Origin of the sequence: Pseudomonas sp. 22082, assembly GCF_052046055.1 — a bacterium.
GTDB lineage: Bacteria > Pseudomonadota > Gammaproteobacteria > Pseudomonadales > Pseudomonadaceae > Aquipseudomonas > Aquipseudomonas pharyngis.
Genome location: NZ_JBQEQB010000020.1, coordinates 135,536 through 149,367 on the forward strand (window position 1 = coordinate 135,536; position 13,832 = coordinate 149,367).

15 protein-coding genes are annotated in these 13,832 nt (G+C 52.9%); 4 read left to right on the plus strand and 11 right to left on the minus strand.

All coding sequences use genetic code 11. From position 1 onward, the window contains the following. Positions 1-18: 18 nt before the first annotated feature. The 3 genes from ACTJK9_RS22135 to ACTJK9_RS22145 all read left to right on the plus strand — a co-directional run bounded on the left by ACTJK9_RS22135 (position 19) and on the right by ACTJK9_RS22145 (position 1,120). Positions 19-261: a hypothetical protein gene (locus ACTJK9_RS22135; protein WP_074687761.1), complete on the plus strand. Its 243-nt coding sequence runs from the start codon at positions 19-21 to the stop codon at positions 259-261. 11 nt (positions 262-272) lie between these two features. Continuing rightward, positions 273-452 carry a hypothetical protein gene (locus tag ACTJK9_RS22140; RefSeq protein WP_039767781.1) on the plus strand — a complete coding sequence of 60 codons (180 nt, stop codon included), beginning with the start codon at positions 273-275 and terminating at the stop codon, positions 450-452. Positions 453-535: 83 nt separating this feature from the next. Further along, entirely contained in the window at positions 536-1,120 is a 585-nt protein-coding gene (locus tag ACTJK9_RS22145) for a hypothetical protein (protein ID WP_085613468.1), read from the plus strand. 325 nt (positions 1,121-1,445) lie between these two features. Here ACTJK9_RS22145 and ACTJK9_RS22150 read toward each other — a convergent pair whose 3' ends face one another. Beyond that, positions 1,446-2,267 (minus strand): glycosyltransferase family 2 protein, encoded by an 822-nt coding sequence (locus tag ACTJK9_RS22150; RefSeq protein ID WP_440816223.1) that lies wholly within the window; start codon positions 2,265-2,267, stop codon positions 1,446-1,448. A gap of 244 nt (positions 2,268-2,511) precedes the next feature. Between ACTJK9_RS22150 and ACTJK9_RS22155 the strand changes: the two genes are divergently transcribed. After that, positions 2,512-3,333 (plus strand): VanW family protein, encoded by an 822-nt coding sequence (locus tag ACTJK9_RS22155; RefSeq protein ID WP_440816244.1) that lies wholly within the window; start codon positions 2,512-2,514, stop codon positions 3,331-3,333. Positions 3,334-3,382: 49 nt separating this feature from the next. On the opposite strand, the gene ACTJK9_RS22160 is transcribed toward ACTJK9_RS22155, so the two are convergent. The 10 genes from ACTJK9_RS22160 to tssI form a co-directional block, all read right to left on the minus strand. Continuing rightward, positions 3,383-3,814, minus strand: coding sequence for a hypothetical protein (locus tag ACTJK9_RS22160; RefSeq protein WP_085613471.1), 432 nt, complete (start codon positions 3,812-3,814; stop codon positions 3,383-3,385). Continuing rightward, positions 3,811-4,233, minus strand: coding sequence for a hypothetical protein (locus tag ACTJK9_RS22165; protein ID WP_143492995.1), 423 nt, complete (start codon positions 4,231-4,233; stop codon positions 3,811-3,813). Before ACTJK9_RS22165 ends, ACTJK9_RS22160 begins: the two co-directional genes overlap by 4 nt. A 70-nt stretch (positions 4,234-4,303) precedes the next feature. Beyond that, positions 4,304-4,924 carry a hypothetical protein gene (locus ACTJK9_RS22170; RefSeq protein ID WP_440816226.1) on the minus strand — a complete coding sequence of 207 codons (621 nt, stop codon included), beginning with the start codon at positions 4,922-4,924 and terminating at the stop codon, positions 4,304-4,306. Between the two features lie 54 nt (positions 4,925-4,978). After that, a complete protein-coding gene (locus ACTJK9_RS22175) occupies positions 4,979-5,353 on the minus strand; it encodes a hypothetical protein (protein WP_082934388.1) in 375 nt (124 codons plus the stop codon). A gap of 88 nt (positions 5,354-5,441) precedes the next feature. Continuing rightward, the gene (locus tag ACTJK9_RS22180) at positions 5,442-5,828 is read right to left on the minus strand and encodes a hypothetical protein (protein ID WP_085613473.1); all 387 of its coding nucleotides are present in this window, start codon (positions 5,826-5,828) and stop codon (positions 5,442-5,444) included. A gap of 85 nt (positions 5,829-5,913) precedes the next feature. Then, positions 5,914-6,336 carry a hypothetical protein gene (locus ACTJK9_RS22185; RefSeq protein ID WP_064595260.1) on the minus strand — a complete coding sequence of 141 codons (423 nt, stop codon included), beginning with the start codon at positions 6,334-6,336 and terminating at the stop codon, positions 5,914-5,916. 191 nt (positions 6,337-6,527) lie between these two features. After that, positions 6,528-6,920: a hypothetical protein gene (locus ACTJK9_RS22190; RefSeq protein ID WP_085613474.1), complete on the minus strand. Its 393-nt coding sequence runs from the start codon at positions 6,918-6,920 to the stop codon at positions 6,528-6,530. Further along, positions 6,921-11,717 (minus strand): RHS repeat-associated core domain-containing protein, encoded by a 4,797-nt coding sequence (locus tag ACTJK9_RS22195; RefSeq protein WP_440816231.1) that lies wholly within the window; start codon positions 11,715-11,717, stop codon positions 6,921-6,923. It lies immediately after the preceding gene. Then, a complete protein-coding gene (locus ACTJK9_RS22200) occupies positions 11,714-12,457 on the minus strand; it encodes a DUF4123 domain-containing protein (RefSeq protein ID WP_085613475.1) in 744 nt (247 codons plus the stop codon). The genes ACTJK9_RS22195 and ACTJK9_RS22200 overlap by 4 nt, the downstream gene beginning before the upstream one ends. Further along, on the minus strand, positions 12,447-13,832 hold a 1,386-nt coding region (tssI, locus tag ACTJK9_RS22205), incomplete at its 5' end, for a type VI secretion system tip protein TssI/VgrG (RefSeq protein WP_440816234.1). The genes ACTJK9_RS22200 and tssI, both read right to left, overlap by 11 nt.

The following is a 13,832-nucleotide window of genomic DNA, read 5'->3' on the forward strand; positions in this document are numbered from 1 at the left end:
TGGCCGAGGATCCGATCCATGAGCGAGGAACTGAAATCTCCAGACCTGACGACCTGGCAGCAAATGTTTGACGATCAGACGTACTGGCAACAATCCCCGGATGCCCATTACTTCGATCTGCAGCGCATCGCTGACGATTTGCTCGGCCAAGGTGCCATCGATCTTGAGCAATGGCAGATTCTCAGAGCCAAGGCCGATGACCTGCACAAGGACTCGCCCGCCATGAACGTCGCGCGGGAACTCGACGACCCCGAAGCCTGAGGAGGCCTGGAATGAACACTGTCCCTGATAACGAGCACCCCGACGAACCTCGTCCGCCGGGTGAAACCGAGCGCGACAACGACGCACTGCGTCCCACCGATCCCAAACAGCGGCAGAGCTCCGGGAAAGGCACCGCCAGTGGCGAGTCCACCGCGCAGGACACCGCGCAACGATCGCGGAACAAACCCTGAAGGGCGTCTATGCTCAGTGGCACATCCGTCGCTGATCACGTTGGCGATGGGTGCTGCCATCCATCACAGGGAATGTATCGCTTATGAAGCTCCAAGCACTGACGCACGCCATAGCACTTGCCACCGTCCTTTCTACGGCCAGCTTTTCGGCGATGGCCGCCGATATCCCGCTGTCGGCCGCTGTCGAGGCCGACCGGGTCACCACCAAAGTGCTGGCGGTTGACCCGGCCAATCATCAAGTGGTCCTGGAAGGCGCGGAAGGTCGCCAGGTGCACATTCAGCTCAGCGACAAGGCGAAAAACCTCGGAAATCTCAAGGTGGGGGATCTGGTCCAGATCGAGGTGACACGTTCGGTCGCCGCTTATCTGGACACCGACGTGGATAAAGGTCTGCCAGGCTCCACCGAGCGCACGGGTGAACTGCGCAACGCCGTGGGCAGCAACAACCCCGGTGGCGAGGCCTTCCGCCAGGTTCAGGTGCAATTGAAAATCACCAAAATTGATTTGGCGGCAAACCAGGTCACCCTGGAAAACCCTTCGGGCCAGTCGAAAACCCTCAACGTCGAAAAGCCTGAGATTCAGGCCAAACTGAAAGATTTGAAAGTCGGGCAAAGCGTCGTGGTCACTTACACCGATGTATTAAAAGTGACCAGTCAGCATGAAAGTTGAGTATTGACTCTACAGAATGGCTGTTCTTGTACAAGTAATTGTATGAGAACAGTCATATGAAGTATTCGAGGTGGTGATGTCAGAAAGTTTGTCGGGAAATATCGACGAATATTTTCTTTAACTTTTCAGTACATAAATTTCATGTTGAAGCAGGACGACATATCCGCCAATTTCCATTAAAATCCTTCGCGTTCGCCCAGTGTCAGGGCTCTTTACCGGTGCATGGATTGCCAGGCCATTACACTGGGCGAACACCTCCTCGGAGTGGAGGCCAAAGAATTCAGATGCAAAAAGGGCGACTTTGAAGTCGCCCTTTTTTATTGTCTTACGATTTGGCAGGACGCATGCCCTGTTGTAACTGAAGGCGCTTGAGCGTTTCCTGATACATGGTGGTGCGGCGGTGCTGTTTGCCGTATCCACCGATAGCGGCCACGGTGCCGGCCTGGATGTGATCCAGGTAGCGGAAGATCGTCCGCGGCGAGAGGCATTTGATGCCGTAGCCAAGGCTGCTTAAACGATCCTGCAGCGTGTATCCCGGGACCCGGTCGTCCATCGAAAAATGCAGCCCGTGAGCCTTGATCAGCCGTGCATTCCACAAGGTGCAGAAGCTTTTCAGGTGAGTTTCCCGGTAGGGTTTTGGATCTCGGGACGGCAACCCGAAATGCTGTTTTGCCCGGCGGAAATAGTGTTTGAAATAACGCGAAGACAAACGCCAGGTGTCTCTAAGGACGCCTCGATCCAATTGTTCGACGCAACCAACCGCCGCTGTATCCAAAGATTGCATGCACTCATTCATCATCATCGAAAAGACAGTACTGTCAAAAACGAAAGTATCGGTGTGCAGCAAAAACAGGTAATCGGTTTCAACTTTCGCAAGTGCCAGATCAAGTGCCTTGCCATGAGCAATATGCCCCGCTTCCTTGCCGGGTGAAGGGCGCTCGATCAAGTTGATCCAGTCCAGAGACCGCAAGTAAATCAGGCTTTCATCGGCGGAATCGTTGTCCACCACCCACACCGGAATTTGATGATCCTTGACGTATTGCTGGAGAAACTCCAGGCACATCCGGGTTATTTCCGGCGTCTTGTAATTGACCAATACAAGACTGAAGGCGGGCAGTTGTTTAGAGGTGGAATCGATCGCACTCATGGTCCGGGCTCACTTCAAGTTGAAGGGTTCTGCTGACGGCAATCAGCACACAGAACCGCTGCTTTGTGGCCCGGATGGTAGGGACGCAACCTTAGTTCAAGCTTAATTTCCGAGCGCCCGGGCCGGGCGACTTGTTACGGCTTGCGACACTGGCGAGGCGCTTGGCGATCAAGCGCGGTTCCACGGTAAGATGCGCCGCCATTTCAAGCTCAAGGAAGACAACGGCCCGCGCCGTTCGCCAAGGATGAAACCACTTTCCCTCTACCACCCGGCCCTTTACTGGCTGCGCGTGTGGCAAAAAAGACTGTTCCGCCACATCGCCTGGCACTGCTCGAGCAAACGCTACGCGCGTCCTGCCACGACGTCCGAGCGCCTGCCTTACCGCTACCTCAAACACACCTCAAAACTGATCCGCAAACTCGGCGACTCCGACCTCGCGCTGCAACACAACAAAGTCATCAACCTCAAACTCGCCGTCGCCGCCATCGACGGCGTCACCATCGCCCCCGGCGAATATTTCTCCTTCTGCCGCCTCGTCGGCCGCCCGACCCGCCAACGCGGCTACGTCGAAGGCATGGAACTCTCATTCGGCGAAGCCCGCACCGGCATCGGCGGCGGCATCTGCCAACTCAGCAACCTCATCCACTGGATGGCCATTCACTCACCCCTGGTCGTCATCGAACGCGCCAACCACAGCTTCGACCCCTTCCCGGACGACGGCCGCGTCCTGCCATTCGGCTCCGGCGCGGCGATCTTCTACAACTACATCGACCTGGTACTGCACAACCCGACGGATCGCAGCTTTCAGCTGAAGCTGAAGGTGGGGGAGACGCAGTTGGAGGGGGAATTGTTGTGTGATCGGGAGCGGGCTTATCGGTATCACGTGTTTGAAGTGGGGCATCGGTTTGTGCGGGAGGGGGAGCGGGTGTATCGGGAGAATGAGATTTGGCGGGAGGTGAGGGAGAAGGGGCAGGTGGGGGCGTTGGTGAAGACGGAGCGGTTGTATGGGAATCGGGTGGTGGTTAAGTATGAGGTGGGGGAGCAAATCATCGAAAGGCAGCAGTAGGTTGCGTTTTTTGCCTTAGGGTTTTCAGCGTGTGACGGAAATAAGGCAATTACAGGTTTCGGTAGGGATACGTTTCGCCGCATAGGTGAAACGTATCGTCCAGATAATAAACTCCGGAAATCGAGTTTATTAATAGTTCGAGTTCTCCCTTTGATGGGAATAGCAAATAGAACAGCTCAAAGAATAAATAGTCCTTGATGAGGGTTGCTGCAACGTCTGGGCGGTTTTTTATCAGGGTTGAAAGTGGCGGGTAATTGCAATCTCGTAATTCGGGGATGTCGGCGTAGCCTTGTTTGTTATCGTCTTGTATGCATTCGGCGATGAGTGCATTTGTTAGCTCGTAGAATTGCTCGGGCAGTTCGTGGATTTTTATTGATAAAGTATATTTTTTGGCATTGTTGGAGAGAGGTTCCCCGAAGCCAAGGCTGCGGTAGGTTACAGAGGTTGGGTCAATGATGTTGTTTTCTGATTTGAAGATCATGATTTTTTAATCGCGGGAGGAAACGAAGGGGATGCTGTATGTACGCAATCGTGGTCGTCTACATAAGTTAAGAAGCTAAGGGCTGTATTGGTTATCCAGAATGGAAAGCCAGTCGTTTCTGAAAGCAATATTTTCAAATCGGAAGATGACTGAAGCGTCCAAGCATGGATTTGGTTGTCGAGGACGATTAATGTTGGTTTTTCAGAAGGGTATAGGAGATCGACTTTTTTCCAAAAGTCTGGGTCGTGTTGTTTTGTTACGGATTTTAGATTGAGGGGATCAAGGTTTTTTGTGTTTAAGTAAAAGAAGCAGGTTTTTATGTTTGAGATTGTTTTCTCTAATTCATTGTCTTTGAGTTGCTGGTTTTTTAGATGGTTTGTTTCGAGTGCTGATGTGATTTCTTTTTTTAAGTAACTCATTGAGGTATTCCTGTTGTTTTTTGGAGCGTGAATAGAAGTGAGCCTATTCCCTTTTGTGGAAGTATTTTAATTATTGATTGTAGATTCGATAACCAGCGCCAAAGTTGCTAGTGGTGTGAGTGTTGCTATATGTGGGGTCGAATAGGCCAGTGAGAGGTGGTTGAGTAGGTTTTTCTCTTGAATTTAGTTTTTCTAAAGATTTTTGAAGCTCGGGGTAGCTTTCTATGTATGTGCAGTCTGATGAATTAAATTTAAGTGTTATAGTGCTGGGTGAAATGAATGCGAAGTTAATTAAAAGATCCGGGTTCGAAAAGAGTCTTCCGCTGATGTCGTAGATCTTGTCTCCGGTGTTCAATTTTTGGCCGTAGCGTTCGTGGGTCAAATATCCGTGGTCTTGGTTTAATAGTCGTAGTAATTTTTCGTAGCCTTTTATTGAATCAAAGGAAATACTGGCTTGTCTTATTATAAGGAAGCCGTCTTCGGTCATGTTCTCCAAAATGGTTGAATTCTGCCTGTTGATCGAATCGATGACTGGCTCGTCGATTAAGTTAAGTACAAAGTTTGATAGCTTAAGGTGAAATTTTTCCCGAGGGCGTTCGATGGGGGGGATGTTGATATAGCTTATGATCCCGCCTGCGTTATCGGAGTCGATCGCGCCAAAGCACTCTGTGATATCAATTGAGAAAATCATTGCGCTCTCCAGCGAGAACTGAATACACCTATAAGATGTTGGATGTAGATGTTTTTAATCTTCTTCATTCCATTCCGCATGGGTCTCAATGGCTATTTTTAGCCATGCGCTAAAGTCAGGATGTTCTCCGTGAAGCTCCCATCCCTCTGAAGCATATGCATGTATTATTAGCACTTTTGGATTGCCGGATAAATCATCTCCGTCAAAGCAAGCAATATCATCATTCGCATTGAATTTAGCGAAAGGAACTAGCGTGCGGTTTGGGTAAAGGTTTTTTAGCGTGTTGTGCCAGTAATTTATTTTTCCCTCTTGATATATTAGTAACCACCAAGGCTCAATGTCCGGTTCAGGTTCCGTAGTCGCGAATTCTATGAATGCACTAGGGAAGTTGAAGTTTTTCAGGTGTTCAATGTTGAGAAAAATTTTCATTTTGCCTATTTGAAAAGGACTGAAAAGGGGAAGAAATTATTTTCTTCAACGAAAGCAAATTCGAACCCCTCCGATTGCAGTTTGGCACCTAGAGCGGGTATTCACAGCGCCATGGCGTGGTGAACAGTTCTGGGTCTATGTTGAGGTTTTCAAGAAGGGAGTTGATTTCCGCTTCAGAGTTCATGGTTTCTATTTTTGCGATAAAAATGTCTCGGTCGTCCACGCCATCGCTTGTTTCAAGTGTTTTGGTGGGAATTGTAAATATTACTAATGCATGTTGGAAGTTTTTTGATTGGTGGATGAAGTTGTAATATTGATGTGGGTCATTGGTAAGGGGGTATTTGTAGATGGAATATAATGAAATCCATTTTCTTAGTGAATGGTTTTCGGCCTCTAGCTCTTGCGCAATGTTGTTATAGCCTGTTCCGTCGAACCCGTTCCATACACTTCTTGGGATACATTTAAGCGCTGTCATTTTTGCCCCTCGAACGGATTCTGAAAAGGGGTAGATTTATTTTCTTTAACGAATAAGAAATCTGCTCCCTTTGATTTAGTTCTATTTAAATTTGCGCGCTGCTGGCTTTTTTTAGAAGGTTTTCAAGTTCAGGATAGGATTCGAGTTCTTCGTGGTTTAGGGAGTTAATAATAGCTTGTATTTTCTTTGCGTATTTATTCTCGATTGGGACTTCACTCCAATCCAGTTCTGAGGCAGAGACTATTAATACTTCGGTAAATGGAGAGTCCAAAAGTTTCTTTAGAATTTCAATTGCCTGAGCCGAGCGATTCTCTCCAAGTGCCGCAGCACTTCGCTCCTGCCAATACTCTTCCCTTGATAGGATCGTGTCGTTAAGCCGGTTCCAGTCTTCAGCGCTGAAATTTCCTAGAACTCCTTTGGCTACCTGCTCTGTAATGTATTCATTCCAGTTGGAATCCTCGCTTTGTCCCAGCCAGTAGTTGTATTCATCGAAAGCCTTGCTATCCATGATTTGTCTCAATTCAAATAGGGCGCGACATAGGTGAGTCGCCAGCTGGGAAGGAGGATGTGATAACGCCGTCGTCTTTGAGTACTTGCCACTGCACGCCGTCAACTGTTTTTGAAAAGGAGACAGATTTATTTTCTTTAACGAAAAAATAAATCTGTCTCCTTTTGGTTCGGTCCCCTTTTGGGTTTGGTTTATATGTTGGTTAGGTAGAAGCTGAGGTCGTTGGTTGAGAGTTCTATAAAGGTCGGTAGCATTAAGTTTTGATTGTGTCCTTCTAGTGATAAGAATATGACGGAGTTTCCAAGCTTTAGCACACCGCATCCGTCGTCAGTAATGGAGGTTAATTCCGCGGTTATGTAAGTTGCATCGGGTTTCGAGCGGATTGATGGAGTGGTTTCCTCTGAAGTCATTATGTTTTTATTCCAAAAAAACTCATCGCCAATGTCCATTTCGATGTCATAGGACTGGTTTTCTTTTGCCTCCGGAGCTATGAGGTTTGAAAAGCCTTTTCCATAGGGGCTTGAAAATTCAATATATATACTCTCGGTGAGAATTTTAATTATGCGTATTATAGTGATTTTCATCTATTTGGTTCCTAGGGGGACGCGAATTACTGTGTTGTCAACGTTCATGACGTTGTTAACTACGTCAAGAGTCCACGTTTCTTCGTGGTAATGGTGCTTGTTTGGTTTGCTATTCATTTCATGAGCACCATAGCGAATACTTCGTTTGCCATCGGCAGATACAATCCTATCGTTATCAGGCAATCCTGTTCTTGGATGGGTATTTGTATAGGGGCCTTCACCTAGGAAATCCTCCCATCGCTTAACAGCATCCTGCGGTTTAACCGGTTTGTTTCCATAGACCTCATTATGGTAACCCTGACCAGGAGGTGATGCCGGTGCGGGTGGAGAAGTAGGTTCCGCACCATGAACGTTGCTTTTAGAAGCATTATCTGGTTTTTCGCTCGGTGGTGATTTTGACTCTGAGCCTGGGCAATTACTGCTTAATCCCAACGGATCCACCCACCCCGTAGGGTTAGGTACGTACTGGTAGCTATTCAACCCACCCGCAAGCTTGATCGGATCCGGTGTCAGAAACCGCCCAGTCCCCGGATTGTAGTAGCGATGACGGTTGTAGTGTAGGCCCGTCTCGGCATCAAAATACTGACCTTGGAATCGCAACGGGTTGTCGATTTCACTGACATCCAGCGCCGCGAGGTTGCCGTAGGCGCGGTACTTCGCCGACCACATGATCTCGCCACTGTAGTCGGTGAGTTCCTGCGGTGTGCCCAGATGATCGAGTTGATAGTAGAACGGCGTCGCCTTACGCGGGCCTTCGCCGTCGAGCATGGCCAGTGGGCGGAAGCTGCCAGGTTCATAGATGTAAGTGCGATAACGGTTGTCACCGCTTTCGGCGATCAGGCGTTCGCCTTGCCACAAGAATTCGGTGGTATGGCCATCGACAGTTTTCTCGATGCGGCGACCGAAGGCGTCGTACTTATAGGATGCATTGCTGCCGCCCGGCAGGCTGACACCGATCAGTCGATGCTGGCAGTCGTAGCGGTATTCGGTGACAAGTTTCTGTCCGGTGCCACGGCGTTCGCGGATCAGGTTGCCATAGGCGTCGTAGTCGTAGTGGCGGTCGCCCTGCATCAGCAAGCGGTTGCCTTTGACGTTGGCGAGGTTGGCTGTGCCTTCGTTGTTCTGGCCGAGCAGGTTACCGGCCGGGTCGTGGGCGAAGGTTTCCGGTGTCGCGCCACGTACGCTGGTCAAGCGGTCCAGCGGGTCGTAGTGGAAGCTGCGGTTGCCCTTGCGGCTGTCATCGATGCCGGCGAGGTTGCCGTTGGCGTCGTAGTTATAGCGACGCTGGAACAGGTTTTTCTCGCGCTGGCGGACGCTGTGCGCTTGCAGGCGACCTTGTTCGTCGTACTGGTATTGGCTGAGCAGCAGTCCTTGTTGGCGTTGCTGTTCGCGACCGGCGGTGAATTGGTGGCTGGTCAGGCGTGAGCCATTGAGGTCAATACTGCTAAGGCGTCCGCCTGAGAGATGACGGTAGTCGAGTGTGCTGCCATCGGGGAGGCTGCAGTGACTCAGTTGTCCGACGCTGTCGTATTCGTAGCGCGTGGTGCCCCAGCCCTGATGCTCGGTGATCAGGCGATCCTGCACGTCGTATTCGTAGGCAAGCGGCCAGTGTCCGTCGTCGACATTCACCAAACGGCCCAGGGCATCGTAGCTGTAGTGTATTTCTTCGCCATCGGCGAGGGTTTTCACCAGCAGTCGACCGGCAGCATCGCGCTGATACTCGGTGACCAGTTCGCTGCCGTCATCGCCGAATTCGGTCTTCTTCAGCAACTGGCCGTTGAGGTCGTATTCGTACGCGGTGCGGCGGCCGTCGAAACCGGTTTCCTGCTGGATCAGACCGTTGGCGTAGTAGTCGAGCTTGTAGTGCTCGCCGCGCTCGTTTTCGATTTCAGTGAGTAGCAGGCCGGCGTTGTCGTAGCGATAGCGCAATTGGCTGCCGTCGGGATTGATGCGGCGGCTGACCAGGTGCAGGTTATCGGCGTATTCGTAGCGGGTGATGCGGCCGAGCTCATCGCGTTCGGCGGTGACGCGTCCGTACGGGTTGTAAGTGAAGGCACGGGTGGCACCGCCGGGGAGGGTGATCTGGGTCAACCGGTCGACGGCATCCCATTGAAAATGGGTGATGGCGCCGAATTCATCCTGGCGGGTGATCTGGCGTCCGAGTGCGTCGTAGCGGTACTTGCGCTGACCACCGTCCGGAAGACGTTCCTCCAGCAATTGACCGAGATTGTTCCAGCCCAGTTGATGGCGACTGCCATCAGGGTGATGAATTTCCAGCAGCCGGCCCTGGCCGTCGTAGTTGTAGCGGGTTTCGTTGCCCTGTGGGTCGATTTGCTGGGTAATGTCGCCTTGTTGATTGCGGTCGTACTGCCAACGGGCCTTGCCACGTTTGACTTCAATCAGTTGCCCATCGAAGTAGTTGTAGAGGGTTGGTTCTTCTTCCGGCGGGATGACAGCCATCAATCGTCCGGCATCGCTGTATTGATACTCGGTGATGGCCCCCATTGGATCTTTTACAGCAACCAGACGTCCCTGATCGTCATAGGCATTTTGCGTTTCAGCACCATCGGCAGCGGTTTCACTGATCAGCCGTGCATTTTCGTCATGCACGTAAACCTGTTCACTGCCATCGGCGTTGTGAACCGTAACCGTGCCTTTGTCATCCCACTCGTAGCGAGCTTCCAGTTGCGAATAGTTGGCCCAATGACGTACGCAACGGGAAAGTTTGCCTTCACGCTCCCATTCCCAGAAAAAACTGGCGCCACCGGCCAGTTGTCGCTCGAGAATGACGTGCTGATCGTTGTAGCGGTAATGCTCGGTTTCCCCTGCGGCATTGGATGCCGAGACCAATTGGTTGCGAGCGTTATAGCGGTAGGTGACAAGGTTCTGAATGGTCAGCCAAGGATCCTGGCGCTCACCGCGCTCGTCATACTCAGAACGCTGCTGTTGCTGATCAACGGCAACGATATGGCGATCGTCGTAGCGCAACAGCAACGCGCGGCCCGCACCGTTATCGATGCGCTGGATCCGCCCCACCAGGTCATAGCTGATATGCACCTGATTTCCGTAGGAGTCACTGACCGTCGTCAGTCGGTTTGCGCGGAAGTGATAAAAGCGTGGTTTTGCTCCTGCTTGGGTGAGGATCAGTTCACCCGGCGCGCTGCCCAAATAAATCGCCGCCTGAGCCAGACTGTTGGTAATGGCTGGACGTTGTTCGGTCGGCATCGGGAAGCGGGTCTGACGGTTTTCGTTATCAGTCCACAACACGCCTTCATCGTTGATTTGCAGGCGATGGGATAGGGAGTGGCTCCAGCCATGGCCGAGACGCCCGTCGATTTCAACCGCGCTGCTGCGATAGAGACGTGTCCATTCAATGGGTAGCAGCCCACCCAATACGCCGTCAGTGAGCGTCAGCAATTCCTCGCCGGTAACCATCGATACCGGTTCACCGTTAGTGCAGGTCTTATCGGCGCACTGAGCAGGTTGATCCGCTGGGTTTTTGGACTGGTTGGGCGCGTTGTCTACATTTTCCTGTTGTTGAGCGCGGGTGCTGTTTTCCTTCTTGCCGCGTGCATGAATCTGCGCATCCGTCTCTACAGCACCTCCGGAAACGGGTGGTTTTTTCTTTGGTGGTGTGGCGGTCTCTGCGGGTTTTGGAGGCGCAATTTCTACGCTCGCCTTTCTCGCCTGGTTCAGTGGCGAATTGCCGTTGAGCATCAACGGTTTCGCCGTATCGGCGTGTGCTGTCGCATTCTTCTTGCTGATCTTCATCAGCATCGACGTGAAGTCTTCAATCAGTGTCATGACCTTGCCGCTGTTCCTTGCAGCATTAAGGCCCTTGGTGCCAATACGGACGGCCAAACCGATCCCGCCCGTCAAAACAATACCGATCAGGATGTTCAGCAGTACTTCCGTAGTCAGTTCTGCCAGCACTTCAGTGCAGGTCTGCGGAGGCAGCATTTTGACCCACGCTACGATAGCTGCGACGTAGATCCACATAAGTGGCTCGTCACTGGCGATCAGCAGGGCTGTTTGAATGGCTTCTTTTGAAGCGTTATAGATCTTCTTTATCTGTTCTTCGGTGAAGAATTTTTTGAGTTTTTCGTAGTTTTCCCGAGGGTGTGCAACCAGGTCGTAGAGACTTTTGATGTCCCCCCACAGCCCCATGATCGCCTTGAGGAACCCCTTCCACGCCGACTCCAATTGCTGCAATGCCCGTCCAGCCATGGATGCATTGGTATGCGCTTGCCAAAGTGGCAGAAAGTCGGTGGTCCACTCTGTTTGCAGCCAGCCGCTAAGGTCCCCGATTACGCCTTGATAGGAGTTGAACAGGCTATCGATCTGAGCCTTGGTGGGATTCGGGAAAAAAGTGATTTCATATTGCTGATGCGGTTTGAGGCCAGTGACCTCCAGAATCCCGCTTGGACCGATTTTGACGTTGATCGGTTGACCGACTTCGTTCTTTCCGTAGAGCTTGCCATTCTCCACTGGCACCAGTCGCACCGGCGTATTGCCGATAGGTACAAAACGCGCAGACTCGAAACTATGTACAAGTTTGAGTTTGCCGTTGGCAGGGCAGTTGGCATAAAGGGTATTTTCCTTTTTGCTGTCTTTGTCCGCCGTACCGACTTCGTCACCGACCTTGAACTGTTGCTCTGCGTCCAGAATGCCGCCGTACCAGGCTTCGGCATGCTCGCGATAATCCTTCAGGCACTTCTTGAAGTCGCTGATGATGGCCTGAGCATCAGGCTGTTTTGCATTGAGATTGGCAACAATCTCACCCATCAAAATGCTCATACAGCCACCTCACTTTCCAGATGGGCCTTCAGTAGGCCGGTAAAGTTTTCTTCCGTGAGTGGCGTGCGTTTTACGAAGCGCGCCACTTTCTTTTGCAGGTTCGATTCAGGGAACGAGAAGTACAGGTCGGCATGTTCGTCCAGCAGCCACTGCATCATGTTGCCGATTACGGTCGACGGATTTTCGGCCATCAAGCTGTCAAGCAGGTCTTTCGGCACTTCCCACCACGGCCAATCCTTCGCCTTCGGCACCACCCTCGGCCCGACTTCCAGACTCCGCCCATTAATCAGATACCGCTCAAACACCGGCAACACTTCCCCAGCCGCCTCACCCAGCCCTTCAAGAATCGGATAAATATGCCGCCCATCCCAGAACCGGAAAAACACTTCGGTCCCGTCCGGCATCTTCACCTGGGTCAAACTGCGCAGGTGTTCGAAAACTTCGTTGGGCTCCGAGCGGGAGACCGCCAGCCAGCCCCAGTCGAGGGCGTCGGTTTCGGTGATCCAGGGCAGGAAGGCCGAGTTGGCCTTGAGTTCGGCGACGTATGGCATCACCGGTTGCCAGGTGGAGTAGGGCGTTCCACCCCAGATGGGAATGGCCTGTATGGACGGTTCGCTCTGATATAAGGCCTTGAGCGCTTCGGCATCGCTCGCGGCGCTTATGACCAGATACAAGCGTTCGTCTTTCTGCAGCGGCTGTTGTGCCAGCCAGTCTTTGGGTGTCAGTCGATTAGATGGCACAGGCACCTGCCTTGCATTTTTCGCACTCTTCGCAGAACGGCGCATTACGTTTGAGGGTGTTGATCTGCGCCGGGGTCAGTACAGCGCCAGCCTTGTCGGCATCGGCCTGCTTCAACACGCCCGGCAGCAGTGGGGCGGCGCCGGTGCCGCTGCCCGGTCCTCCGCCGGAGTTGATGTTGATCGCCGGCCCGCTCATGGTCACGCCGCCGCCATCGATCTTGATGAAGCTGCCACCGCCGACCAGCGTCAGCTCAGCCCCGGCCTCCAGCACCACCTTCATGCCACTGCTCAGGTGAATTTCCTGGCCGGCGTCGATGAATTGTCCGGTGCCGATCTTGATGTGCTGGTTCACGCCCACGGTCAGGTGATCGTTGGCCCGAGCCTCGACTTTGCGGTCTTCGTAAACGGTGTGGTGTTCTTCGGCCTTGAATTCCGTGTAGCTGTTCTTTTCCACGACGTCGTGGCGTTCGTTGCCGACGCGGATTTTCTGGTCGTGTTCGATGTTTTCGTCCCAGTCGCGCTGGGCATGGAGGAAGATCTGTTCCTGGCCTTTCTTGTCTTCGATGCGCAGTTCGTTGAAGCCGCCGCCACCCATCGAGCTCAGGGTCTTGAAGGTGGTGCGGGTCTTGTTCGCCGGCAGGGCGTAGGGGACGGTGTTTTCCTTGTGGTACAGGCAGCCGGTGATCAGCGGCTGGTCGGGGTCGCCTTCGAGGAAGGTGACCAGCACTTCCATGCCGATTCGCGGGATGGCGATGCCGCCGTACTGGGCGCCGGCCCAGGCGCTGGAGACGCGCAGCCAGCAGCTGGTTTTGTCGTCGGCCTGGCCGTCGCGGTCCCAGTGGAACTGGACTTTCACGCGGCCGTATTCGTCGCAGTGGATTTCTTCGCCTTTTGGGCCGGTAACCACGGCGCTCTGGCTGCCGAGGATGCGCGGTTTCGGGTGGCGCAGGGGCGGGCGGTTCGGCACGTCCCACGGGGTGGCCTGAAAGCGGTTGCGGTAGCCCTGATGGAAATCGTCTTTCAGCGCGGTGGTGTCGCTGGTGACCGACTCTTCCAGCACCTGCGGCTGCTTGCCTTCGTGGTGGACTTCGGTGAGCAGCCACAGGTCATTCCACTTGGCCTTCGGGTGTTCTTTGAGTGCGAGGAAATGGCCGCTGACCAGCAACGGCTGGTCGCTCTTGCCTTCGGCGAGCTGGAAGTCGCTGCGGTGGCGTTCGAGGGCGCGTTTGGCCAGGTGCTTGCCGCGCTCGCGGTCGACGAAACGGCCCGGGTAATCGTAGTCCTCGAGGTCGGGCAGGGCGTCGCCGCGGTTTTCGCTTTCCAGCGTCAGGCGCGGTTTTTCGAAGTCGTAGTCGCGGCGGGTGGTGCGGCTGGT